The following is a 26,172-nucleotide window of genomic DNA, read 5'->3' as shown; positions in this document are numbered from 1 at the left end:
TCAGTGGACATTAAAAAAGATGGCTCCGATCGAATATCGGAACCATCTTTTAAGTGCTTGATTTTTCAGGGCTTTTTTATTAAACTGTCCATTTTATAGGGTACAGTTCAACATTTAGAAGCGTCTTTTCTATTACTTCTCCTCTAAAGCCGTCACGTTCACGTGGACGCTTTCTCCAGGATTAGATACATCATACACTTGAGCAACCCCACTCTGCTCGTCACAGCTCTCAATCCATACTGGTACACCTTCATATGTAACGTCGATTCTACTTGAAGAAGATAAAATTTGTTTCACACGTTTTACATCCATTCTACTATCCCTCCTTTTACTTATTACACTCCTTTCTATCTTTTCTTTTCCTTTTAGAATATATTCCATATAGCAACATTTTAATGGTTAGCCTTTTTTCCTTACGTATTAACATTCTTTCTCATATCACCTTCTAACAAATAAAAAAAGACGTAGGTCCCACACGTCTTTTTCCATAATATTCAAATTTTAAGAAAATAATGTTTTTACTACTTCACTTACTTTATCATTATGAATTTGATAATACACTTCTAGTCCTCGTCGTTCAAAGCGTACTACTTTATTTTGTTTTAATTTCGTTAAATGTTGCGAAACTGTTGATTGCGGAATTTCTAACACTTCCTGTAATTGTGTTACATTACATGTTCCACGTTGCATTAGTTCCATTACTAGGCGTAGACGCAACGGATGCGCTAACGCTCTTAACATTTGTACATCTTCTTCTGAAATACGACATTCGAATTGATTTTGGCTCATAAAGTTCCCCTCATTTTCGTTTTATTTTCTTTTTATTTATTTATATATCTGTTCTTATATTTCCTGTTACGACATAACTTTATCAACCTATAAAGCTGAAAATTTTTTCCACCTTAACCAGCAAAGGACTCAGGAAAAATTCCTTGCTGATTTTGAATATTATACTATACGATATAACGAAAAAGCAAAACAACGGGCTGCAAATACTTTGCTTGCAAACGTTGTTTTATCAGGCTTTTTGTTATATTTTTACCTCATTGCAATGTGCAGTAATGATATTGTAAAATACCGTCTATAATTGATAACCTATCGTAACGTATTTGGGTTATATTTAACCTCTTTGTTACGCTAAAAGGAATTTTCAGTAAAAAAAGCTGCCGTAACATTAAATATTAACTTATTACTTTTTAATTCATATTCACTAGCTTGAACTATGATGGAATACTTCCTATTAAATACATTTCCTGTCCCACTCCTAATTTGATCAAATAGGGCAAGCGCTACATTCTGCAACTCTATATTTAATACAAAGACGGTCTCTATTATAGAGCTGTAGGATCAATAATGTATAAACAACTCTAAGAAAAGAATATGCAAATCATTTATCTCACCCACTCAAATAGATTTGAGTGGGCTTTTTGTCTACTTTATGAACAAAGCATTTCTTTTAACACTATTATGGAATAATTATACTTTTTTACGTTGACAATAGTGTTGAAGGAGAATATACTAAGCATGTAAGTTGATTGTGAATAGTTTCACAAATAATGTGAATTTCTTCACATAAAATAGATAGGAGTTGTCATTATTATGAGTACTTGGACACAAATTTATGACCCATTAAACAATATTTGGTTATCTGCTCTAATCGCAGCACTTCCAATTTTTTGCTTCATCATTTGTTTAATGGGACTGAAAATGAAAAGTTATATCGCTGGGCTTTACAGTGTGATTGTCGCTATTATTCTTGCTATATTCGTTTATAAAATGCCAGCAACAGTAGCAGTAGCATCTGCCGGATTCGGTATTTTATCCGGATTTTACCCAATTTGTACTATCGTTATCGCAGCAATTTTCCTTTACAAATTAACTGTTAAAACAGAGCAATTCAACATCATTCGTGATAGTATTTCAAGTATTACAAATGATCAACGTTTACAAGTATTATTAATCGCTTATTCTTTCGGTGCTTTCTTAGAAGGCGCAGCTGGTCTAGGTGTTCCAGTTGCTATTACAGCTGCACTACTTGTAGGTATGGGCTTTAACCCATTAAAAGCAGCAGGTATTTGTTTAGTAGCAAACATCGCTGGTGGTGCTATGGGTGCTATGGGTATCCCAGTTACAGTACCAGCACAATTAACTGAATTAGATGCATTAACTATCGGTCGTCAAACTGTTCTTATTCTACCATTCATTAGTATTGTATTACCTTTCTTACTTGTTTCAATGGTCGATGGAATGAAAGGTATTAAAGAAACTTGGCAAGGTATTCTTGTAAGTGGTATTTCTTTCGCAATTACTCAGTTCGTTGTAACTTACTTCTTAGGTGCAGAACTTACTAATATTTTCGCAGCCGTTGTAAGTATGATCTCTCTTGCATTATTCTTACGTGTTTGGCAGCCAAAATCTTCTGCTAAAGAAGAAAAACAAGAAGAAAAAGTATCACATACATTCAATCAAATTTTATATGCTTGGTCTCCATTCGTATTCTTAACTGCATTCGTAACAATCTTTAATTTAAAACCAATTAAAGCCTTATTTGCTCCGGATGGCGCACTAGCAAACTTAGTATTTAACATTCAATTCCCTGGTCTTCATAACGCTGTTATGAAAACTACACCAATTACAAAAGCTGATACACCTTTCGCAGCTGTTTTCAAATTTGATGTATTCTCATCTACAACTACTGCAATCGTATTAGCGATTATCGTTTCACTTATCGTGTACCGCGTAAAAGGTAAAATGGTTAAAGAATTAATGGTTGAAACAATAAAAGAACTAAAAGCTCCAGTGTATACAATCTGTAGTGTTATCGCTTTAGCTTACGTGGAAAACTACTCTGGTATGTCATCTACACTTGGACTTGCATTCTCTTCTACTGGTAATGCATTCCCAGTTCTTTCTCCAATCTTAGGATGGATTGGCGTATTCATTACAGGTTCAGTAGTATCAAGTGGTTCATTATTCGCACCGCTTCAAGCAGTAACTGCAGATCAATTAAACATCGTTCCTTCTACTCTTGTTGCATTAAACGTAGTAGGTGGTACAATGGCAAAAATGGTTTCACCACAATCTGTAGCAGTTGCTTGTGCAGCAGTTGGACTAGTTGGTAAAGAATCTGCCCTATTTAAAACAGCAATGAAATACAGTCTAATCTTCTTAGCTATCATTAGCTTACTTCAATTAAACGCTGTATTTAATATCTTTTAAAAAAAAAACCGATCCAAATGGATCGGTTTTTTTTACATTACATCTTCTTATTCTTTAGTAAAGAAGCTCCAGCAATTTCAGGATGCGTCATTTCGAATGGATCTAAAATAATATCCAATTCTTCTTCTGTTAGCACACCATGTTCTAAACATAACTCCCTAACAGATTTTCCTGTTTCAATTGCTTCACGTGCAATGCGAGATGCTGCTTCATAACCAATATGAGGGTTAACTGCCGTAATAATTCCAACACTTTTCTCAACATATTGCTTCAGCAATTCTTCATTTGCTGTAATTCCTTTAATACAATATTCACGGAATACACGGAATCCGTTATTCATAATGCTAATAGATTGAATTAAATTAAATACGAGCACCGGCTCCATTACGTTGAGCTCCAGTTGTCCTGCTTCTGACGCTAAGCAAATTGTATGATCATTACCAATTACTTGGAAAGCGACTTGATTAATTACTTCTGCCATAACAGGATTTACTTTACCCGGCATAATAGATGAACCTGGTTGACGAGCTGGTAATTGAATTTCCGCCAATCCAACACGTGGACCAGATGCCATAATACGAAGGTCGTTCGCAATTTTAGACATATTCATCATACATACTTTTAACGCTGCAGATACTTCTGTGTATGCATCTGTATTTTGCGTTGCATCAACTAAATGCTCTGCACCAACAAGTGGGAATCCGCTAAATGTTCGTAAGTGTTTAACCACTTGTTCAATGTAGGTAGGGTTTGCATTTAATCCCGTACCAACAGCTGTCGCCCCCATATTCACTTCATATAAATGTTGGCGAGATTGTTTAATTCTTTTTATATCACGCGCAAGCACTCTGCTATACGCTTCAAATTCTTGTCCAAGACGAATCGGAACAGCATCTTGTAAATGCGTACGTCCCATTTTAATGACATGATCGAACTCGTTTGCTTTTGCACGGAAAGCAGCATGAAGTTCTTCCATTGTAATAAGAAGTTCTTCTAACATCATAAGAGTTGCAATATGAATTCCCGTTGGGAACGCATCATTCGTTGACTGAGCCATGTTTACATGCGTATTTGGGCTAATTTTTGCATACTCGCCTTTTTCATATCCCATACGTTCTAACGCTCGATTAGCAATTACTTCATTCGTATTCATATTAATAGAAGTTCCAGCACCGCCCTGAATTGGATCTACGATAAATTGATCATGAAATTTCCCATCAACAATTTCTTGCGCTGCCTCTGCAATTTCGTGCCCAATGTCTTTCGCTAAGTAACCAGTATCGATATTTGCAAGTGCCGCCGCTTTTTTCACAATTGCCATTGCCGTAATGAGTGACGGATGGATGCGATATCCTGTAATCGGGAAGTTTTCTACCGCACGTAATGTTTGTACACCATAATAAGCTCTACTTGGTACTTCCTTTTCACCTAAAAAATCTTTTTCTATACGTATATCCTTCGTTGCTATCATTTTCATCACCTATACTTTTCATTCTAAATCCCTATTTAAAAAATTCGCCCTCTAAAAATACGAGTATCATTCAGAAGAATTTTTCAGTGTCCACCTTCACTATATAGTACCTTTTTTGAAAGCGCAAACATTTAATTTTCTATATATACCTTTTATAGAAAATCATTCTTCTCCCTTCTTTATTTCCACTCGTTTAATTTGATGCATATCTTTTTCCAGAACTTTAAAAGAAAAGCCGTGTTTTTCAATAATATCTCCTTCAGCAACGATTTGCTTTTGTACCATAATCCATCCACCAATTGTATCTACATCATGAGCGTTTAAGTGTATGCCAAATAAATCATTTACTTCACTAATAAGCACTTTCCCCTCTACGATTTTACACCCTTCACTTATATGCTCTATAGGCGGGTGTTCATCTTCATCGTATTCATCTCGAATTTCCCCAACAATTTCTTCTAAAATATCTTCTAATGTAACAATCCCAGCTGTACCACCATATTCATCATACAACACAGCTAATGGAATGTGTTTTCTTTGCATTTGTAATAGTAAATCATGAATTGGAATATTTTCTAGCACTTCAATGACCGGCCTTGTATATGGCATAATTGAGCACTCCTCGTCCCGATTACCATCCATATAACGAATAAATAAATCCTTTACATTAACCATTCCAATGATTTCATCTTTATCTTCACCAAATACAGGATACCTCGTATATTTTTCTTGTGCGATTATTTTAATATGTGTTTCAAATGGTTCGTCCTCATATAAACCTACAACTTCCGTACGAGGCACCATAATTTCCTTTGCCACTCTATTATCAAATTCAAAAATATTATTTACATATTTAAATTCCCTTTGATTAATCTCTCCGCTCTCATAACTCTCAGATAAGATTAATCGTAATTCTTCTTCCGAATGAGCAACTTCATGTTCAGAAGCCGGATGTAATCCGAATAACCCTGTTACAAGCCTTGCTGAACCATTTAAAGCCCAAATAAACGGATACATTACTCGGTAAAAATAAATAAGTGGTTTCGATAATAATAAGCTAACTTGCTCTGCTCTTTGTATGGCGAACGTCTTAGGAGCAAGTTCACCAATAACAACATGTAAAAACGTAATAACTGCAAAAGCAATAATAAATGAAACGGTACTTGCAATTGCAGAAGATAGGTGTAGTTTTAAAAACAACGGCTCTAGTAAATGTTTTATAGTCGGCTCGCCTAACCACCCAAGCCCTAAAGCGGTAATGGTAATACCTAACTGACATGCTGATAAATATTCATCTAAATTTGAAGTTACTTTTTTTGCTGCCAATGCTCCTCGTCGTTTCTCACTAACGAGTTGGTCAATACGACTGCTACGCACCTTAATAATTGCAAACTCAACAGCTACAAAAAAACCTGTTAATGCAATAAGAATGACTACCATCAGTAATTTTAAAATATCCACATATATCCTTTAGCTTTCTTAGCTAAAGTGACACCTCCTTTAAAAAAGAAGTTTCACTTTAGTTTCTTCATTTACTCAAAAGCAACCCTATATAAAATTCACCAATTTCAAACCTCATACAATTCTAAAGGTAAACCATCCGGATCTTGGAAAAAAACAAATTTTTTTCCGGTTATTTCATCAATACGTATCGACTCAGTTTCAACACCACATTCGTTTAAATGTTTTACAGCCTCTTCTATATTTGTAACAGCAAATGCTAAATGTCTAAGTCCAGACGCTTCTGGAAAACTCGGGCGCTCAGGCGGACTTGGGAATGAAAATAATTCAATTTGATACTCTCCCCCTACACATAAATCTAACTTATAAGAATCTCGTTCCTTTCTATATACCTCATTTACCTCTTCAAAACCTAATATCCTAGTATAAAAATCTTTTGACACATCATAATTTGAACAAATAATTGCAACGTGGTGTACTCTACATATATTCATACTCTCTCTATTCCTTTCTTTACCAAAGATGCATATTCTCCCTTGAAATGAAAAACATATATAGCAGAATATCTCTATTAGGGGGCTTACTATGAAATTTATTACTTTTTTCGTAGGACTTATCGTTGTTTTCTTCCTTGCTTATATTGCTAGTAACAATAAAAAACATATTAAATTGAAACCTATTTTCATCATGCTTATTATACAGTTAATTTTAACCTATTTATTATTAAATACAGAATTTGGCCTCATACTTATTCGGGTCATTTCTAGTCTGTTTACAAAGCTACTCGAGTATGCTGCTGATGGTATAAACTTCGTATTTGGCGGCCTTGCCAATAAAGGTGAAATGCCATTTTTCCTTACTGTCTTATTACCAATTGTCTTCATTTCCGTCTTAATTGGTATATTGCAACATTTCAAAATACTACCATTTCTCATTCGTTGGATTGGTTACTTCCTTAGCAAAATAAATGGTCTTGGGAAATTAGAGTCTTACAATGCTATCGCATCTGCCATTGTCGGCCAATCAGAAGTTTTTATTACGGTCAAAAAACAATTAGCTCAAATTCCAAAACACCGTCTTTATACACTTTGTGCATCTGCCATGTCAACTGTATCTATGTCTATCGTAGGTGCCTATATGACAATGATCGAACCTAAATATGTAGTAACCGCACTCGTTCTCAATTTATTTAGCGGCTTTATTATCGTACTTATCATTAACCCTTACGACGTGAGGGATGACGAAGATATTTTAGAAATAAAAGGCGAAAAGCAAAGCTTTTTTGAAATGCTTGGAGAGTACATTCTAGATGGCTTTCGAGTAGCTATCGTTGTCGGTGCTATGCTTATCGGATTCGTCGCATTAATTAGCTGCATTAATGATCTATTCCTCATTATATTCGGCATTACTTTCCAGCAATTAATCGGCTACGTCTTTGCACCAATTGCGTTTCTTATCGGTGTACCAAGTTCTGAAATTGTCACAGCTGGTAGCATTATGGCAACGAAGCTTGTAACGAATGAATTTGTAGCCATGATGGATCTTAGTAAAATTTCTAATAGCCTTTCTCCTCGTACAGTTGGTATTATTTCTGTCTTCCTCGTCTCTTTTGCCAACTTTTCTTCTATCGGCATTATTTCAGGTGCGGTAAAAGGATTAAACGAAGAACAAGGAAACGTCGTTGCCAGATTTGGCCTTAAATTACTATACGGAGCAACTCTCGTTAGCATTTTATCTGCAATTATCGTAAGCATTATGTTGTAATTAGGTAAAATTTTATCATTTTCTTCTCCCTATCTTTTGTATACAATAACGAATAGATGTCTTTATAAATAATCAAGACATCTATTTTTTATACATGTACAATCGCTTTTATTTAGCGTACAATATTTTTTATGTGTTTAAATGCGCTTCTAGATGTATATACTTTGATAGTTTTAAAGGAGAAAAAATGATGAAATCCGATATGAATAAAGATACTCGAGCCAAAAAAGGACGCTCAAAGAAAAAACGCCTACTTTGGTTCCTGCTTATTCCATTACTGGTTGTAGCACTTGGAGTCGGAGGCTATTCCTTCCATATATACAGTAAAGCAAAGTCTGTGTTAAGTAATGCCTATTCTGAACTGGGCCGTGGGGATAAATCCAGCAAACGTGAAAAAGCCGTTAAACCTATGACTGATAACATTTCTGTACTCATTATGGGAGTTGATGAAAGTGAAATCAGGGACAAAAATTACGGAAAAGCAACTCGTACAGATGCACTATTACTTGCCACAATTAATAAAAACGATAAATCTGTTAAGCTTGTCAGTATTCCACGTGATTCACGTGTATACATTAAATCACGTGATAAATACGATAAAATTACACATGCGCACGTATTCGGTGGTGTAGATAGCACGATTGATACGGTAGAGAACTTTTTAGATGTTCCAGTTGACTACTATGTAAAATTCAACTTTAAATCCTTTATCAAAATTGTCGATTCCCTTGGTGGAATTACTGTAGATGTTCCAGTGGAGTTCACAGAACAAAATAGTAAAGATGAAGCAGATGCTGTTCACCTTAAAAAGGGACGTCAACATTTAAATGGAGAGGAAGCACTGGCACTAGCAAGAACTCGTCATATCGATAGTGATTATATGCGCGGTCAACGACAACAACTTGTTTTAGAAGCTATCGCTCAAAAAGCACTATCACTTAATTCCATTAATAAGATCGGTGGTCTATTAGACGCTGTCGATAAAGACTTAAAAACAAATTTAACTTTTGATGATATGATGACAATTGCAAAAAATTCAATGGGTTCAAACCTAAAAATGGACAAATTGCAAGTAGAAGGTACTGATAAATATATAGGTGGTATTTATTATTACGTTCCAAATGAAAAAAGCGTCAATAATATATCGACAACACTACAAGAACATCTCGGTGTTACGAATAAAAATGAACATAAAAAATTATAATAAAAAGGCTGCTAGAATTTTCTAGACAGCCTTTTTATTATAATTTTCAACATATTTTTCATGCATATTGTGACAAAAAGAGACAATTATTACAACAGTGTAACATTTTTTATAAAAACATTACACACATAGTGAAAATAATAGTATACTAGTACGTACATAATGTTATTTTCATCATTTTTATACAAAAAATGTAATACATATATTTATACAAAAATTTCTGGGGGGAAATAAATGAAGCTAAGTAAAATACTGATCGGTTCTGCAATTGCTGGAGGCATATTACTTTGTGTAGGCGGTGTTAGTGGATATCAATATGTATCCAAACTAAATAATCAATTAGATACTACTGCATTACCAAATACTACATTTGAAGGTATTTCTCTCGACGGAAAAAATAAAAAAGATATTCAAGCCATTATTAATCAAAAAATAACTGAACTAGATCAAAAATCACTTACGTACATATTCCAAAATGATAAACAAACTTACACATGGAAAGATTTAGGGATAAATTATAAAGAAAAAGATATTATCGACAAAATCTTTAAAGAACAAGAAGGCAACGCAATAAATCGTTACAAAATGCGGAAGCAGGCTGAAAACGGTGAATTAAAACGTAACTATAAATTAACACCTCAATTAAATACAACTGCTTATAAAAGCTTTATGAAGGATAAATATAATGAAACGTTAAAAAATCCCGTTAATGCTGAATTAAGTATTGAAGGCACTACAGTAAATATTAGCCAGAGCCAAAATGGAGAAAAAATCGATAAAGAAAAGTTAACTGATTTAACGCGGCAAGCCATTACTTCTGGCACATCTGACGTTACATTACCCGTTACACTATTAAAGCCTGAACGTTCTACAGAAGATATACAGAAAATGGGGATTAAAGAAGTAATTGCTGAATATTCAACTCCAATGGCTGGCCGTAATGGGAATCAATCCTTTAACGTAAATAAGTCAGCTAATACTTTAAGTGGAGTGATTGTCGCACCTGATGAAACGTTTAGTTTTAATGGCCGCGTTGGCGTAACGGATGCTGCTCATGGTTATAAATCCGCAGCTGTATATTCACAAGGGAAAGTTATACAAAGTGCAGGCGGAGGCGTTTGCCAAGTGAGTAGTACTTTATATAGCGCAGCTTTAAGAGCAGATTTAGGAATTGTTTCTCGAAGCAATCATTCTATGCCCGTAAATTATTTACCACTTGGGCAAGATGCAGCAGTAGCAGATTATGGTCCAGATTTAAAATTTAAAAACAATACAGGCAATCATATTTATATTCAAGCATTTTCAAATGGAGGTAGTATTACTACACGTATTTTCGGCACAAATACTGGTAAAAATGTTGAAGTTTCTTCTCAAGTAATTAGTAGGACTAATGATAAAATAACAGCAGTTACGTATAAAAAAGTAACACAAAACGGTGAAGTAATATCTAATGGCCAAATTTCAAGAAGCGTATATAAAAGTGCTCCAAAACAATAAGACCCCATTAAAAGAACACATTTCAAAAACAAAAAAGGCGTGAGTAAATCACGCCTTTTTCTTTTGCAATAATACTAAAAAGGTTGTAAGATGATCTTTCGTTTCTTCTAAAGACCACATACGATTTCCTTGCCTAGCAGCTAATACGCACGCCTCTTCCCAAGCATCCTTTTTCTTCATATATAATAATTCATCACGTAATTTCAAAACAATTTCTTCGTCTTCTTGCTCTATAAACTCTTCCATCACGCCTACTATTTCATCTTCATGGATACTTAACGTACAATACGATTTGAAAAAATATTGTAATGTCGTATACATATTTACTCCCCCTTCTTATTTATCAGATGGATAAGAAGTAATGATCTTATATCCTAAATCTCCTGACTTATCTCTCGCTAAAACAGTAACAGTTTTTACTAACTTGTCTTTTACATTCATATTTTTCTTTATTACCGTTTTTCCAACCGGGAATGAATGTGTTGTATTTAATACGAGACGAGCCTCTTTAGAATTTTTTAACCAATCTTGAATTTCCTTATCATGCTGCTTCAAACTATCTTTTACAGCTTTCGTCGCTGTTTCCTTGTCATAGTATGTACTTGCTGCTGATACTTTATCTGTCTTCAAGCGATTCTTCAAATCCTCTTCTGATTTACCGACATGTCTTTCAATCGTGTGACCATTTTTAGGTGGCCCTTCCATTTCGTCTAAAATATTATCACTAATTTTTTCTACTGATGTCGATTGATTCCCTGTTTGTTTCTCTGTTTTTTGTTCTTTTCCTGCACATCCACTTAAGATCAGTATTAATGCCAATAAACTACTCAAGAAAAGACTACTTATTCGTTTCATCATATCACCTCTTTCATGATTATTATCGTAACTTCACTAAAAGTCAATTTCACACCGAAAAAACATATACATTTTCAAATTCCTCATCTACTTTTCATAAAACCGCTATTTTTGACCTTTTATAAATATACCCCTATATTTTCATAATTATTTCCCGAGTTTAAACACCTATAAAAACACCAAATAAATCCTTTAAATAAAGGGTTTATTTGGTGTTTTTTAAGTCACTGAAATATACCCCTTATCACATATACCCAATACCCATATAAGGTATATTAATGGTGTTTTATCAACGTTTTCTACATTATGTAAATTTGCACTTGCCTATACAATGGAAATATGGTGTAATGCAAAAAAAGATAAAGGATTTTAAACAATGGCTGAAACAATTCAAAACTTCTTAACAGACTATTATTCAATCGCAATTCCACTTAGTATCTTAATCAACATAGTCATTAGCCTTTTAGGTGTTATCCCTAGTATTTTTTTGACCGCTATTAACATACAGCTCTTTGGTGTAACAAATGGAACCCTTATTTCGATCGCAGGTGAGGCATTAGGGGCTATTATTTCGTTTTATATTTATCGTATAGGCCTTCAGAAATTCACTCACAGCAAAGTAAATAAGTACCCAAAGGTAGAACGCCTACTTTATGTAGAAGGTAGAGAGGCCTTTCTACTCGTTCTATCGTTTCGATTCATACCTTTCATCCCATCAAGTATCGTGACTTTATTTGCCGCTCTAGGCAAAATGTCATTACTATCCTTCAGTATTGCCAGTACGATAGGGAAAATACCGGCTTTGTTAATCGAAGTATATTCGGCCTATCATGTTATGAACGGAACAAATGAAGCGAAGTGGATTGTGACAATCGCAGGTTGTATCGGATTATATTATTTGTGGAAAAAATGGAGAAAAAAATAAAGAAGGAGCATAGGCTCCTTCTTTATTTTTGAGGTATTTTCTTAATAGCTACCCTTTAAATCCTTAGTTAATACCAACTGCACTAAATGATTGCTTAACCGCATTTACTTCAGCAGAATTCGCACCATATAAATCAGCTGCAGCTTGTACTGCGCCAGCACGCGCTTGACTAAATGTAGTAGATTGCGTGAAATATTGTGTGTTTGCACGGTAATAGATTGCACCTAGCTTATCTTTACCAATACCAGTTACAGTTACACCGTAATGCGTACCGCCATTTGCTAATAAATAAGCTTGTTTGTTAATGATACCACTGTTTGTATGAACCCCACCGTTATCACTAGTACCAGTGTAACGCTTAGAATAATGATCTGGATCACCATATTTCGTTGGATCACTCATAGAGCGAAGTGCATCTCCTGCTTTACCAGGCGTATAAATATCTTCACCAATTTCCCAATCTGGGTTACGGTTATCATAGAATTCTACTAAAGTACCAAAAACATCTGAAATAGCTTCATTTAATGCTCCTGATTCATTTTGATAAATTAAATCTGAGCTATACTCTGTAACAGCATGCGTTAATTCATGTCCGATTACATCAATTCCACCAGACAATGAAGTGAATGTTACACCATCACCATCTCCGTATACCATTTGTGATCCGTTCCAGAATGCATTGTTATACTTACTTCCGTAATGAACTGTTGATTTTAATGGTGCTCCTGCATCATTAATAGAATTTCTATTAAAAGTAGCTTTATAGTAATCATATGTTTTACCTGCATAGTAATGAGCATCTACCGCTGCTGCATCATACGCTGCATTGAAAACATTATCTGCATCTACCCATAAAGTTCCTGGCAATGTAGTACGATTTTTCGCATCATATGTGAAAATCGTTGCTCCGCGCGTATTATCTTGTAAGTAGTAAGATGAGCTAGATAACGTTGTATTAAGCGACTTCGTATCTCCTAATACACCTTTACCAGTACCCACTGCATTTGTTCCTGTTACAGGCTTTACAGCTGGTTTCGCTTCCTGTTTAGGTGCCTCTTGCTTAACTGGTGACTTATCTTCATTTGCTACATGATCAAGTTTATTATATTTATTTAACACTTTACCGCTGTCTGCTTCAATGAAATAGTAGTAGTTTCCTGGACTTGGGTCTAAGAAGTTTAAATTTACAACGTATGCATATGTTGTTTCCTCACCGTTTTGATATACATATAAGTCCGCTTTTGGTTCTACCTCATATTTAGGTGTAATCCCTAAATCTTTTTGCGCAATTTCAATTGCTTTTGCGCCTTCGATCTTATTTTTATTTTTCAATTTTTCTTTTTTGTCTAAATCAGGCGCAACTGTTCCAGACAATACTTTTAAAGAACCATCTTTACTTACGTGAGCTACTTGCGTAGAACCCCATACAGGTACTCCTTCGTATACTTGTTGCAAACGTAATACTGTTGAATCAGTTACAGCATCTTTCTTCACTTGTTTCACTTTGAAAGAATCTTGTGCACTCTTTTCCCCTAACTTATAATCACCTTTTGCCGCGTTTAAGTAATCAAACACAACAGATTCTGCTTGCTTACCAGTTGCTCCAGTTAGATTCCCAGAAATAAACTCCGGTGACTGTACTGTCTCATTGTACTTCTTCGTAGAGAGCACATTTTTAGAATCTGCAAATGCAGAGCCTGTCCCTCCAAACGTTGTAACTGCCATCCCTGTCGCTAACACTAACGCTAAACTTTTCTTTTTCATGAACCTTCCCCCTAATAAATTATTTTTTGAAAAAGAGTAGTTTCATATTAGCATTATGTTTTCACTATTAATATACTAAAAATTCAAATAATTATTTTCTCAAGTTTTGTAGAATTTTGAGGAACAAATATTGAAAAACCCCTTTCCGATTGGAAAGGGGTTTTTTATTAAGAATTTACCAATTCAACTACTTTTTCTCCTTGACCATAGATATCCGATGTCCAAGCATATTGTGGTTCCAATACTACCAATACAGCTATCAAAGCCAAAGCACCAATAATTATTTTCTTTTTCATACTATTTTCCTCCCTTTTCTTCTAATAAATTAATTGCTAGTTTATAGTAATTATTACTTTCCCTATACTCTAATAATTCTTCATGGTATCCCGCTAGTTCTAAATACACCATTTTTAATTCTTTTTTATTCTCTTCACTTCTAAAGAACGGGATTGCCTCAACCTCTAAAAACTTTTTATAAACATCTTTAGTTTCAAAATATTTATGCTTAAGTATTAAAAGTATATATAGCATACTTTTATACTTTTCATCCCTCTTCGCGACATCTATCCCTTTATCAATCCAATCTTTTGCTTCTTTAAATTCTTTTAATTCAATGCACTGCAAAGCGATCTCATATACTGCATCAATATAATTTAAATCCTCTTCCTTTTTGTACTTTAGACATTGCAAATAATAGTCTTTAGCTTTCGCATAATCTTTTAAGTTATAGTACAAGAAGCCTAAATTATTTAAAGCAATAGCTATTATACTTTCTTTATCGGCAAAAGAATTTGCTTCTCTCAAAATATTATTATAAATAGCTAGTGCTTCATTATATTGTTTTTTTTGTATATAACTCAATGCAATAAGTAACTGGCAATTTATCACATAACGGAATTTATATTCATTCTTAAATCCTTCCATTGCTACATTAGCAAAATGTAAAGTCATATGTTCAACTTCCAATTCATTATAAACAAGAGCTAAGTTGAAATATATTCCATTTTCATGATAACCTTGTTCCTTTGCCATTACTTCTGTTCGAGTCAAATACTCCAATGCCCTCTTATATCTATGTTGTAAAAAATAATACAAGCCTTTGCTATACGTATATAATAATTTTTGGAATGGTGAATACTTTTTGTACATCTTCTTTAAGCTCTCTAATTCTTCTTTGACAGCAGGAAAATCTCTCTTCATAATTAAATACCGCGTATAAAGTAACTTATAATAATTTATAATTTCAAAATCCAAAACATGCTTCATTTCACCTTGTAATTCTTCATATATGCGCTCTACTTGTGGCTTATCCAAATGAACTAATGCATTTAACCATTCATCCAGCTTCCCCTTCACATCTTCTTCTACATCCCTCAAATCCGTCACGGCAATTTCTAATCTTGCGCAGAGCAATTGTAGAATCTCTTCTGATGCTTCGATCTTTCCATTTTCGATTTTACTTAAGTATGAGACAGAACAAATGCCCTGACATAATTCTTCTTGTGTCATTTTTTGCTGTAGCCGTTTATAAAAGACTTGTTTGCCTATTTTTTCTAATGTTTGTTGCATTGTCCTCCTCCATTCTCATTTACCCCCATTACTCTAATAATACATAAAATCTTGAGAAATATAAATTGATAAATGTTAATTTTCTAAAAAATATGCATTATTTCATTTTTTTCCCTCTTGACTACACCTTCATATCCATTCTTTGCTACAAGCGGTGAAAAATTGGTATACTATAACCAAATTATGGAGGTGTTTTCGCGATGACTTATTATAAAGACGATAGCTATGCCTTACATACAGATTTATATCAAATTAATATGGCTTATACATATTGGAAAGATGGTATTCACAATCGCCGCTCGGTGTTTGATTTATACTTTCGAAAGCTTCCATTCGAGAACGGTTATGCTGTTTTTGCTGGCCTTGAAAAAATCGTAGAGTACATAGAAAACTTCAGCTTTACCGAAAGTGATATCGCTTATTTAGCAGAATTACAATTCGAAGAAGAATTCCTTCGTTATTTACAAAATATGAAATTCACTGGGACGGTTCGAAGTATGCAAGAAGGTGAAGTTGTCTTTAATAACGAGCCTTTATTACGTGTTGATGCACCGCTTGGCGAAGCACAAATTATTGAAACTGCCCTGTTAAACATTGTGAATTACCAAACATTAATTGCAACAAAAGCAGCTCGTATGAAGCACGCTGCAAATAACGATGAACTTTTAGAGTTCGGCACAAGACGTGCCCACGAGTTCGATGCAGCCCTTTGGGGCACACGAGCTGCCTTTATTGGTGGTTTCTCATCTACAAGCAATGTTCGTGCTGGGAAACGCTTTGGGATTCCTGTAGCTGGCACACACGCTCACTCTTTCGTTCAAGCATATCGCGATGAATACGTCGCGTTTAAAAAATACGCTGAAACTCATAAAAAGTGCGTCTTTCTCGTTGATACATATGACACATTAAAATCTGGTGTTCCAAATGCAATTCGCGTGGCAAAAGAGTTCGGGGATCGCATCGATTTTTACGGAATTCGCCTCGATAGTGGTGATATGGCTTATTTATCTAAAAAGGCAAGAAAACTACTAGATGAAGCCGGGTTTACAAATACAAAAATTATTGCTTCTAGCGATTTAGATGAATACACCATTATGCATTTAAAATCTCAAGGAGCAAAAATTGATGTATGGGGCGTTGGAACAAAATTGATTACCTCCTTTGAGCAACCAGCTTTAGGAGCTGTTTATAAACTCGTTGCGATTGAAGATACTGATGGAAAGTTAAATGATACAATTAAAATTTCATCTAATCCGGAAAAAATTACGACTCCAGGACTGAAACGAATTTATCGCATTATCAATCGAGTTAATGATCATGCAGAAGGCGATTATATTGCATTAGATTATGAAGAACCAAGAAAAGAAGAACGCTTAAAAATGTTTCACCCTGTTCACACTTATATAAGTAAATTTGTAACAAACTTTGAAGCACGTGAACTGCATAAAGACATTTTCGTTAACGGTGAAAGAACATATGAACTACCAGGCATACTAGATATTCAAAAATATAATGAACAAAGTCTCGCACTATTTTGGGAAGAATATATGCGAACTTTAAATCCTGAAGAATACCCTGTCGATTTAAGTCAAGAATGCTGGGATCATAAAATGAATTACATTCAAACTGTTCGAGAACAAGTTGAAAAAAATATACAAAAATAAAACAGAGAAGCTGCTCCTTCTCTGTTTTCTTCAATGCTATATATCTTTGTAAAAAATATATTAAAATAACAAGACAAATATTTTATATTTGTAAATTTTAATATTTGGTTATTTATTCATAAAATAATATTTGTTATTATTTTATTGAGTCAATTTCAACAGAATAACCTAAAAAAGAGGACGCAGATTGCGTCCTCTTTTTTATAAATCTTTCACTCGTAGTACACGCATTGCATTTAACACTGCAAGTAGTGTCACACCCACATCTGAGAAGACAGCTTCCCACATTGTTGCAATACCGAAAGCACCAAGTAGTAAAACTAATCCTTTTACCCCTAATGCAAAGATAATATTTTGCCACACAATGCGTCGTGTACGTTTTGCAATGTTTACAGCTGTTGCAATTTTTGATGGCTCATCAGTCATAATAACGATATCTGCCGCTTCAATTGCTGCATCTGATCCTAAACCACCCATCGCAATACCAACATCGGCTCTCGCTAATACCGGTGTATCATTAATACCATCACCAACGAAAGCAACTTTTTCTTTTCCATGCTTCGCTGCATCAATTTTTTCAATCTCTTCTACTTTTTGTTGCGGTAATAGTTCTGCGTGAACTTCATCTAAACCTAATTCTTTACCAACAGCTTCACCAACTGGTTTTGCATCACCAGTTAACATGACTGTCTTCTTAATACCTAGTTCTTTTAACTTTTGAATTGCTTGTTTTGAATCTTCTTTTACCTCATCAGAGATAACAATATAACCTGCATATTTTCCATCTACAGCAACGTGAACTAATGTACCTACTGTTTCTGGTTGCTTAAATGTAATGTTCTCTTTTCTCATTAATTTAGCATTACCTGCAAAAATTTCTTTTCCTTGTACTTTTACGACTGTACCGTGACCAGAAATTTCGTTATAATCATCGATCATTTTTTCATCAACTGATTTTCCATATGCATTTCGAATCGATTGTGCAATTGGATGGTTAGAATACACTTCAGCAAATGCTGCATACTCTAATAATTCTTCATTTGTAATACCTTTGCTCGGTTCCATTTTTGTAACTTTGAAGACACCTTTTGTTAATGTGCCTGTTTTATCAAAAACAATATATTTCACATCATTTAAAGCTTCTAAATAGTTACTCCCTTTTACTAACACACCACTTTTAGATGCACCACCGATACCTCCAAAGAATCCAAGAGGAATAGATACAACTAACGCACACGGACAAGAAATTACTAAGAACACTAAAGCTCTATAAATCCAATCCGAGAATGTAGCTCCTTCTAAAATAAGTGGTGGAATAAACGCCATGATCGCTGCTGTAATTACTACAACTGGAGTGTAGTAACGCGCGAACTTCGTAATAAAGTTTTCTGTTGGCGCTTTTTTACTGCTTGCATTTTGAACTAAATCTAAAATTTTTGATACAGTTGATTCACCAAATTCTTTTGTAACTTCAATTGTTAATACACCATTTTGGTTCACAAAACCACTTAATACATCATTTCCAATTTCAACTTCACGTGGTACAGATTCACCAGTCAATGCTGAAGTATCTACCATTGATGTTCCTTCAACTACTTTTCCGTCTAACGGTACTTTCTCACCAGGTTTCACGATAATATAATCGCCGATTTGTACATCTTCTGGTGATACTTGTTTCGTTTCATTTCCAATCTTTACATTTGCGTAATCAGGACGAATATCCATTAATGAAGTAATTGATTTTCGAGAACGGTTTACCGCAATACTTTGGAATAGTTCTCCTACTTGATAGAATAACATTACTGCAACCGCTTCTGGGTATTGTTGAATTGCGAAAGCTCCTAGTGTTGCAATTGCCATTAAGAAGTTCTCATCAAACACTTGGCCACGAGTTATGTTTCTTACTGCTCTCCAAACGATATCTCCACCAATTAATACATACGCAAGGACGAATAACGGAATTGTGATCATTTGTGGTAAGCCAGCTAATGCAGCAATTGCTGTCAAAATTCCGCCAACCACTAATCGTCCTACCATCTTTTTCACATTTGCTTCTCCATGATCGTGACTATGTCCATGGTCATGACCACCCTTTTCTTCACGAACAACTTTCACATCTGGTTCTAACTTTTGAACGACATTTGTTATATTCGCTACAGTCGTTTCTAATTCTCTTTTATTCGCTACTTCAACTCGTAATTTCTTTGATACAAAATCAACAGTTGCTGCTGAAACCGTCGGCATTTCCTTAACTTTATTTTCAATCTTCATCGCACAATTTGCGCAATCTAAACCTTCTAATATAAACACTTCTTTTGCCATTTTTGTGTTTTTTTCTTCTTGCACTTTAATGTGCGGTTCTAATTTTGTAACAAGTTGTTTTGCTTCTGTAACAACTTCGCTTTCTTTATTTTGCGCTGTTTCTAAAACCATTGTTTTTGTCGCGAAATTTACAGAGCAAGAATTTACTCCTTCTATATTCCCAACGCCTTTTTCAATTTTCATTGCACAGTTTGCACAATCTAAACCTTCTAACATCAGTTTCTTTTTCACTAATGCTTCAGCCATCGTTCTCCCTCCTTGCGTTCTATTTATTCTTCCTCGTTTACGTGTTCAAACGCTTGCTCGAAGATATGAATTACGTGTTGGTCAGCTAACGAATAATAAACGACCTTTCCTTCTTTACGATTCTTTACAAGTTTCGCTTGCTTTAACACACGAAGCTGATGTGAAATAGATGATTGTGTCATTCCTAATAAATACGCTAAATCACAAACACACATTTCAGCTTCAAATAACGCATGTAATATTCTTGTACGTGTACGATCGCCTAATACTTTAAATAATTCTGCTACTTTACTTAAACTTTCATCCGTTGGAATTGTTTGTTTTACTTGATCAACAACTTCTTCATGAATTATCGTTTGAGAACATGTCTCTTGTGGTGTTTCTACTTTATTTCCAGCCATTATAGCTCACCTCTTTATTTGAACATATGAACAATCATTCATATATCTTATACCTTTATTATATGAGCGCCCATTCATATGTGTCAATGAAATCTCATACATTTTTTTGAACATTTCGTTCACATTTTAAAAAGATCTACACATATTTTCCGCATCCATTACATTCTCATACAAAAAAGAATATACACTTTACACAAAAGAAAAAGCCTTGCGCGTTCCCTAGACGCACAAGGCTTACTATACTTATATCCCTTTTAACTAAGCTTTTAATTAGCTTGTTCTAAATTATCCTGCGAACTTCCATCGTCTTTTAAATGACTATGTTTTTTCGAATAAACAAAGTATACAACTACTCCAATTGCTAACCAAATACCGAAGTAGATCCATGTTGTTAATGGTAGGTTAAACATTAAGAATAGACAACATGCGATTGAAATAAGCGGTAGCGTTGGTACAAGTGGTACCATAAAGCCACGTTTTAAGTTCGGATGTGTTTTACGAAGAATAATAACTGACACACCTACCATCGCAAATGTTAACAATGCTCCAATATTCGCTAAATTCGACAATTCTTTTAAATCGATAAATCCAGCAATTAAAGCACTGCCAATACCTGTTAACCAAGTTGAGAATACTGGTGCTTCTGTCTTTTTATTAATTTTCGCAAATGATTTTGGTAATAAACCATCACGGCTCATCGCGAAGAATACACGTGTCGTTGCATAAATGTAAGCAAAGATTACAGCCATAATACCAATTACAGCTCCAACTGCGATTACACCCGCTACTTTATCTTGTCCTACAACTTCTAACACATATGCCATAGCTTCTGGTACATCTAATTCTTTATAAGAAACCATACCTGTCATAACGAGACATACTACAACATAAATAATTGTACAAATAACTAACGAAGCAATAATACCAATCGGTAAATCACGTTGTGGATTTTTTACTTCTTCAGCAGAAGTTGCTAATGCATCAAATCCTAAGAAAGCAAAGAATACTGCTGCTCCGCCGGCAAAGATTCCGCTAATACCGTATGGTGCAAATGGTGTCCAGTTTTCTGGTTGTACGTAGAACGCACCAACTGCAATGAATAAAATAACAATACCAATTTTAATTAATACCATTATGTTATTCACACGCTTACTTTCTTTCGTACCTCTTGATAGTAACCAAGTTAAAACTAATGTAATGACTACTGCTGGTAAATTCACGATCCCACCTTGTGATGGAATCTTTAACAACTCTGTTGGAATTTCTAATCCGAATCCACTCACTAAGTTATTAAAATAACCTGTCCATCCACCTGCTACTGCGGCAGTTGTTACGACATATACAGATAGCAATGTCCATCCCATTAGATGGGCAATAAACTCACCAATTGTCGCATATGAATATGTGTACACACTACCTGAAACCGGAAGTGTAGATGCAACTTCTGCATAACACAACGCTGCAAATCCACAAACAATCGCTGCAATCATGAATGAAAAGATAACTGCTGGACCAGCATCTCTTGCTGCTACTAATCCTGTTAATACTAGTACTCCTGTACCAATTATCGCACCAATCCCTAGCATTGTTAGGTCAAATGCCCCTAGCGTTTTCGTTAAAGTTTTACTTTTACTTTCCCCTAACAATTGCGTAACGGATTTCTTTTTAAATAGGTTGGCCACGATGTATGCCCCCTTTTGCCAAGAAGAGCTAAGAGATATTCACTCTTAGCTCTTATCATGTTGGTTTATATATTGTTCGATTTTGTTTTGTATAATGCTTGTATTAGCAAGATACTGTTTCTGCTTCTAATAATTCTTTAGCACCTTTGTACTCTACACCGTGAGCTTCTGCAACTGCTTCGAATGTTACATAGCCATCTAATGTGTTAATACCTTTTAGTAATGCAGAGTTGCCTAGGCAAGCTTCTTTGTAGCCTTTGTTAGCAATTTGTACTGCGTATGGTACTGTTACGTTTGTTAATGCAAGAGTTGATGTACGTGGAACCGCACCTGGCATGTTTGCAACTGCATAATGAACAACGCCGTGTTTTTCGTAAGTTGGGTTATCATGAGTTGTAATACGGTCAGTTGTTTCGAAAATACCACCTTGGTCAATCGCGATATCTACAACAACAGAACCTGGTTCCATTGATTTAATCATTTCTTCTGTTACAAGTTTTGGCGCTTTTGCACCTGGGATTAATACTGCACCGATTACAAGATCAGACTCTTTTACAGCTTCTGCAATATTGTACGGATTAGACATTAAAGTTTTTACTTGGTTTCCGAAAATGTCATCTAATTGACGAAGACGTTCTGCACTTAAGTCGATGATTGTTACATCCGCACCTAGTCCAACTGCAATTTTAGCAGCATTTGTACCAGCTTGTCCACCACCGATGATTGTTACTTTACCACGTTTAACCCCTGGAACACCTGCAAGTAAAATTCCTTTACCGCCTTTGTTCTTCTCAAGGAATTGTGCACCAATTTGTGCAGCCATACGACCAGCTACTTCACTCATAGGTGCAAGTAATGGTAGAGAACGGTTTTCTAATTGTACTGTTTCATATGCAATAGAAACAACTTTCTTTTCGATTAATGCTTTTGTTAATTCTGGTTCTGGAGCTAAGTGTAAGTATGTGAATAAAATTAAACCTTCGCTGAAGTGTTTGTATTCGCTTTCAATTGGTTCCTTAACTTTCATAACCATTTCCATGTTCCAAGCTTCTTCAGCTGTATCAACAATTTTCGCTCCTGCTTCAACATACTGAGCATCTGTGAAACCAGATCCTAAACCTGCACCCTTTTGAATGAATACTTCGTGATTGTTACGAATTAAATGTACAACACCTGCTGGTGTCATTGCCACACGGTTTTCGTTGTTTTTAATTTCTGCTGGTACCCCAATACGCATAATGAAATGCCCCCTTATAATTAACAGAAAAAAGAAAGTCTTTTTTCTTTTTGTAATAATTAATAACTTATGTCCTTATTCTAGCATAACTTAAAAGTTATGAAAACGCTAACATACTACATTTTTAAAGTTTATATATTTAGAATAGTGTAAATATATAAAACATTGATTCTATTAGCCTCTTTGTTCCATCTCATTATCTATCACTCTATTTTTATTATACTCCTTTAAAATAAGCAGCAATCATTTATTATTCGACAATAATGTAACAATGTAAGAAATACCAATGATGCCGTATACATATACAGTTATTAATTTACACAATACTTTAGAGATATATTCTTTTTGTAAAAAAACAGCTGCAGGCATTTAGCCAGCAGCTGGGTAACTTATAAATAACTTGGAAAATAAATCATCTGTTGTTTCCGTAATTTTATCAAACAGATCACTTTCTTCCTCTTCTTGCTCTTTTAACATCTTAATTGTTTCACGTGCCGATTCAGGGTAATCGGTAATGATACCATCTACGTTTAACTTATAATATCCCTTTAAACTTTCCATATCATTTACTGTCCATACGTAAATTGGCTTGTTTAACTTCCTTGCTTCTCTTACTAACTTCTTATTTAACATATATTCTTCCGCTACATAAAAATCAGCTTTCACATTCTTTAAGTTAGCTCTACTTGCATATAGTATATATCCGACTTTTATATCTGAATTTGCACGCTTAAACTCTTTAATAAGCGGGTAATGTAACGTTTGAATAACACATTGCTTCTCAAATTCATTATCTTTAATCGTTTTTAATACTTTGTTTACAAAGTCTTTTTCGCCCCCATGAAGCTTCACTTCAATATTGAGTTTGATTTTTCCCTTTGCCAACTTAATGATTTCATCCAGCGTACTGATTTGTCCTGAAAAACCATCTTGACTAAGGGTAAGCTGCCTTAACTCTTCCATCGTTAAATCCGAAACATGAACATTAGCATTGGCAAGACGTTTCAACTTCAAATCATGTATAACTGCTAGTTCACCGTCTTTCGTTTGTAGTACATCAATTTCAGCGTAGTCTGCTTTCGCATCAATAGCTCCCTGCACAGCTTCTTTCGTATTTTCTACACCTTTTGAAATATAACCGCGATGAGCCATAATAATCGGTTCTTTATATGTGTTTGTAATAAAGGTCACAATGAAAGCAACAACCATTCCAGCCGTAATAATTCCTACAATATATACACCAATAAATTTCCAACGATGTTTTTGGAAGAAACATTTATCTGCCTTCGTCTTTGAATAATCTAATCCTTCTTCTAATAAAACATCTTCGACTGGAACCTTTTGTAAATACAATCTTGTTAACGCCATAATATAGAACGGCGTCATAATAAAGCTAAATAGATACAATGTACTTGTTAGGAAAACTGAAATAGTTGACTCTGCTAGTAGTGCAAATGTCCCTTCTGGGTTTGTAAATTCATATACTCCCCACAGACAAAGTAAATAAACTCCTACACATAAAAGAAAAACAATTCCTACAGATATGAAAAAACCTACTAAAAAGAACAAAACTTTAAAGAAGCTTTCTTTTACTAAGTTTGCGCTTTTGCGTGCTGCCGTACGGAACGGCTTCTCCTCTAAAACAATAATAGGTAAAACAAAAATCCAACGAAGGTTCAAATAGGCAACTACAGCAAAGAAAGTATAATATCCAACTTGCCCCATTGTTGTCTTAAATAGTTCACCTGTAATAAAATTAGGAATTTGAATTTCAGGAATCAATGCAGATTTATATCCCATACTTAATAGTGGTAATAGTACAACTGCATACAAAACAAAGCCAGGTAAGCAATATGTAAACAGAGAAGGTAAATACGTTACTGTTTTATATAAAATTGGACGTAATCTCACCTTTTGCCTTTTATGAGCGAAGTACGAAATGATAATAAGTACTGCAAACTCTGTAAAGATCAGGAACAATGCCAATATAGATAAAATTACAATCGCCAAAATTCCGTATGGTGTTTTCAAAAATGCTAATAACTCGTCATTTGTTGCGTTTGCATACCCACCAAAGTACAACAACTTATTGAAAATAATACCAAAGAGCGGGATAAACACAATCGCTGCTAACAATTTATAAGCAAGTTGGAATGTTAACACATTCCAAAAGGCAAATCTAACAGTTTGAAAGGAATGTCTCATTACTCCTGGTATAGATAGTTTTTTACGGTGTTGCATATATTCCTCCACATTCTAAAACGATATTTGAGATGGATTCCACATTTCCAGTTCTAATCCATCCCTTTAATAATAATATATTCCGCTTAACATGAACACTCTTATACATATAATGAAAAAAGTGATGGCTATTTCTCATCACTTTTTCACTTGCTCTATTTTTTCTCTAACCCTTGTCCAAATGCTTTCAAAAAGCTAAAACCGAATGTAATGGCTCTATTGATATCTGGATCTTTTAACACTTTAAAGAAATCCATCACTTTTGTTTTTTTACCACTCTTTAATTCATCTGTTGCAAATTGCAATCCAGTGACTAAACTCGATGTGATTTGCTTTGTTACTTCTGGGTCAACTGAGGACAGTGCTTCCCCCGCCCCCATCATGTTGTTAAGTGCATTTTTAACTGGTTCACGATTTAATTGCTCCACAGCGATTTTTGAAACATCTTCCTTCGCAGCAAGTAAACTAATCGCCGCATCTAATATTCCAGCCTTCTGTAACTGCGCTAACAGCTGCATCGTTTCTTCTACTGCTTCACGATTATTAGATAGCTCATTTAGAAGTTCATTTGCTACTTGCTGTTTCTGTTCTTCCTCTGTTACAACTTTCTTTTTAATTAAAGTAATTTCTTTCGCCACTATCTCCGCCCC

Annotated in this window: 22 protein-coding genes; 6 read left to right on the top strand and 16 right to left on the bottom strand. The window is 34.7% G+C overall.

What is annotated here, in order from left to right:
- Window positions 1–132: 132 nt before the first annotated feature.
- Complete coding sequence (locus ACTFSI_RS25055) at window positions 133–312, bottom strand: acid-soluble spore protein H (RefSeq protein ID WP_000382683.1); 180 nt, start codon at window positions 310–312, stop codon at window positions 133–135.
- 189 nt (window positions 313–501) lie between these two features.
- Window positions 502–789, bottom strand: a complete 288-nt coding sequence (locus ACTFSI_RS25050; RefSeq protein ID WP_000081429.1) for an ArsR/SmtB family transcription factor — start codon at window positions 787–789, stop codon at window positions 502–504.
- Between the two features lie 810 nt (window positions 790–1,599).
- Here ACTFSI_RS25050 and ACTFSI_RS25045 point away from each other — a divergent pair.
- A complete protein-coding gene (locus tag ACTFSI_RS25045) occupies window positions 1,600–3,219 on the top strand; it encodes an L-lactate permease (protein ID WP_138322491.1) in 1,620 nt (539 codons plus the stop codon).
- Between the two features lie 37 nt (window positions 3,220–3,256).
- Here ACTFSI_RS25045 and aspA read toward each other — a convergent pair whose 3' ends face one another.
- The 3 genes from aspA to gloA2 form a co-directional block, all read right to left on the bottom strand.
- Window positions 3,257–4,690, bottom strand: a complete 1,434-nt coding sequence (aspA, locus tag ACTFSI_RS25040) for an aspartate ammonia-lyase (protein WP_000562151.1) — start codon at window positions 4,688–4,690, stop codon at window positions 3,257–3,259.
- A 162-nt stretch (window positions 4,691–4,852) separates the two neighbouring features.
- Entirely contained in the window at window positions 4,853–6,151 is a 1,299-nt protein-coding gene (locus ACTFSI_RS25035) for a hemolysin family protein (protein ID WP_000353307.1), read from the bottom strand.
- A gap of 107 nt (window positions 6,152–6,258) precedes the next feature.
- Window positions 6,259–6,645, bottom strand: a complete 387-nt coding sequence (gene gloA2, locus ACTFSI_RS25030) for an SMU1112c/YaeR family gloxylase I-like metalloprotein (protein ID WP_001017665.1) — start codon at window positions 6,643–6,645, stop codon at window positions 6,259–6,261.
- Between the two features lie 91 nt (window positions 6,646–6,736).
- On the opposite strand from gloA2, the gene ACTFSI_RS25025 reads away from it, so the two are divergent.
- From ACTFSI_RS25025 to ACTFSI_RS25015, 3 genes are all read left to right on the top strand, one after another.
- On the top strand, window positions 6,737–7,915 hold the full coding sequence (locus ACTFSI_RS25025) for a NupC/NupG family nucleoside CNT transporter (RefSeq protein WP_138322492.1): 1,179 nt from the start codon (window positions 6,737–6,739) through the stop codon (window positions 7,913–7,915).
- 187 nt (window positions 7,916–8,102) lie between these two features.
- Entirely contained in the window at window positions 8,103–9,119 is a 1,017-nt protein-coding gene (locus ACTFSI_RS25020; protein ID WP_279633521.1) for an LCP family protein, read from the top strand.
- A gap of 234 nt (window positions 9,120–9,353) precedes the next feature.
- Window positions 9,354–10,616: a VanW family protein gene (locus ACTFSI_RS25015; RefSeq protein ID WP_138322494.1), complete on the top strand. Its 1,263-nt coding sequence runs from the start codon at window positions 9,354–9,356 to the stop codon at window positions 10,614–10,616.
- Window positions 10,617–10,664: 48 nt separating this feature from the next.
- On the opposite strand, the gene ACTFSI_RS25010 is transcribed toward ACTFSI_RS25015, so the two are convergent.
- Window positions 10,665–10,937 carry a hypothetical protein gene (locus ACTFSI_RS25010; protein ID WP_044791406.1) on the bottom strand — a complete coding sequence of 91 codons (273 nt, stop codon included), beginning with the start codon at window positions 10,935–10,937 and terminating at the stop codon, window positions 10,665–10,667.
- A gap of 15 nt (window positions 10,938–10,952) precedes the next feature.
- Window positions 10,953–11,471: an RNase A-like domain-containing lipoprotein gene (locus tag ACTFSI_RS25005; protein ID WP_000822707.1), complete on the bottom strand. Its 519-nt coding sequence runs from the start codon at window positions 11,469–11,471 to the stop codon at window positions 10,953–10,955.
- Window positions 11,472–11,847: 376 nt separating this feature from the next.
- Between ACTFSI_RS25005 and ACTFSI_RS25000 the strand changes: the two genes are divergently transcribed.
- Entirely contained in the window at window positions 11,848–12,396 is a 549-nt protein-coding gene (locus ACTFSI_RS25000; RefSeq protein WP_000852210.1) for a TVP38/TMEM64 family protein, read from the top strand.
- A 63-nt stretch (window positions 12,397–12,459) separates the two neighbouring features.
- On the opposite strand, the gene ACTFSI_RS24995 is transcribed toward ACTFSI_RS25000, so the two are convergent.
- The 3 genes from ACTFSI_RS24995 to ACTFSI_RS24985 all read right to left on the bottom strand — a co-directional run bounded on the left by ACTFSI_RS24995 (window position 12,460) and on the right by ACTFSI_RS24985 (window position 15,729).
- Window positions 12,460–14,160: a M4 family metallopeptidase gene (locus ACTFSI_RS24995; protein ID WP_138322495.1), complete on the bottom strand. Its 1,701-nt coding sequence runs from the start codon at window positions 14,158–14,160 to the stop codon at window positions 12,460–12,462.
- Window positions 14,161–14,327: 167 nt separating this feature from the next.
- Complete coding sequence (locus ACTFSI_RS24990; RefSeq protein WP_138322496.1) at window positions 14,328–14,456, bottom strand: NprX family peptide pheromone; 129 nt, start codon at window positions 14,454–14,456, stop codon at window positions 14,328–14,330.
- A gap of 1 nt (window position 14,457) precedes the next feature.
- Window positions 14,458–15,729, bottom strand: coding sequence for a tetratricopeptide repeat protein (locus ACTFSI_RS24985; RefSeq protein ID WP_138322497.1), 1,272 nt, complete (start codon window positions 15,727–15,729; stop codon window positions 14,458–14,460).
- A 200-nt stretch (window positions 15,730–15,929) separates the two neighbouring features.
- On the opposite strand from ACTFSI_RS24985, the gene ACTFSI_RS24980 reads away from it, so the two are divergent.
- Window positions 15,930–17,393: a nicotinate phosphoribosyltransferase gene (locus tag ACTFSI_RS24980; protein WP_138322498.1), complete on the top strand. Its 1,464-nt coding sequence runs from the start codon at window positions 15,930–15,932 to the stop codon at window positions 17,391–17,393.
- A 201-nt stretch (window positions 17,394–17,594) separates the two neighbouring features.
- Here ACTFSI_RS24980 and ACTFSI_RS24975 read toward each other — a convergent pair whose 3' ends face one another.
- The 6 genes from ACTFSI_RS24975 to ACTFSI_RS24950 form a co-directional block, all read right to left on the bottom strand.
- Window positions 17,595–19,961: a heavy metal translocating P-type ATPase gene (locus tag ACTFSI_RS24975; RefSeq protein WP_000796592.1), complete on the bottom strand. Its 2,367-nt coding sequence runs from the start codon at window positions 19,959–19,961 to the stop codon at window positions 17,595–17,597.
- A gap of 23 nt (window positions 19,962–19,984) precedes the next feature.
- Entirely contained in the window at window positions 19,985–20,362 is a 378-nt protein-coding gene (locus tag ACTFSI_RS24970) for an ArsR/SmtB family transcription factor (RefSeq protein WP_000918377.1), read from the bottom strand.
- 266 nt (window positions 20,363–20,628) lie between these two features.
- Entirely contained in the window at window positions 20,629–22,044 is a 1,416-nt protein-coding gene (locus ACTFSI_RS24965; protein WP_001284877.1) for an amino acid permease, read from the bottom strand.
- 103 nt (window positions 22,045–22,147) lie between these two features.
- Window positions 22,148–23,281 carry an alanine dehydrogenase gene (ald, locus tag ACTFSI_RS24960; RefSeq protein WP_001219742.1) on the bottom strand — a complete coding sequence of 378 codons (1,134 nt, stop codon included), beginning with the start codon at window positions 23,279–23,281 and terminating at the stop codon, window positions 22,148–22,150.
- Between the two features lie 369 nt (window positions 23,282–23,650).
- The gene (locus tag ACTFSI_RS24955; RefSeq protein ID WP_044791412.1) at window positions 23,651–25,522 is read right to left on the bottom strand and encodes a glycerophosphoryl diester phosphodiesterase membrane domain-containing protein; all 1,872 of its coding nucleotides are present in this window, start codon (window positions 25,520–25,522) and stop codon (window positions 23,651–23,653) included.
- 155 nt (window positions 25,523–25,677) lie between these two features.
- Complete coding sequence (locus tag ACTFSI_RS24950; protein WP_044791413.1) at window positions 25,678–26,160, bottom strand: DUF1641 domain-containing protein; 483 nt, start codon at window positions 26,158–26,160, stop codon at window positions 25,678–25,680.
- Window positions 26,161–26,172 lie beyond the last annotated feature (12 nt).

Origin of the sequence: Bacillus cereus group sp. MYBK101-2 (assembly GCF_051918845.1) — a bacterium.
In the GTDB taxonomy this organism is placed as follows: domain Bacteria; phylum Bacillota; class Bacilli; order Bacillales; family Bacillaceae_G; genus Bacillus_A; species Bacillus_A paranthracis.
Note: the sequence above shows the minus strand (reverse complement) of the source record. Positions and strands in the feature narration are given on the sequence as shown.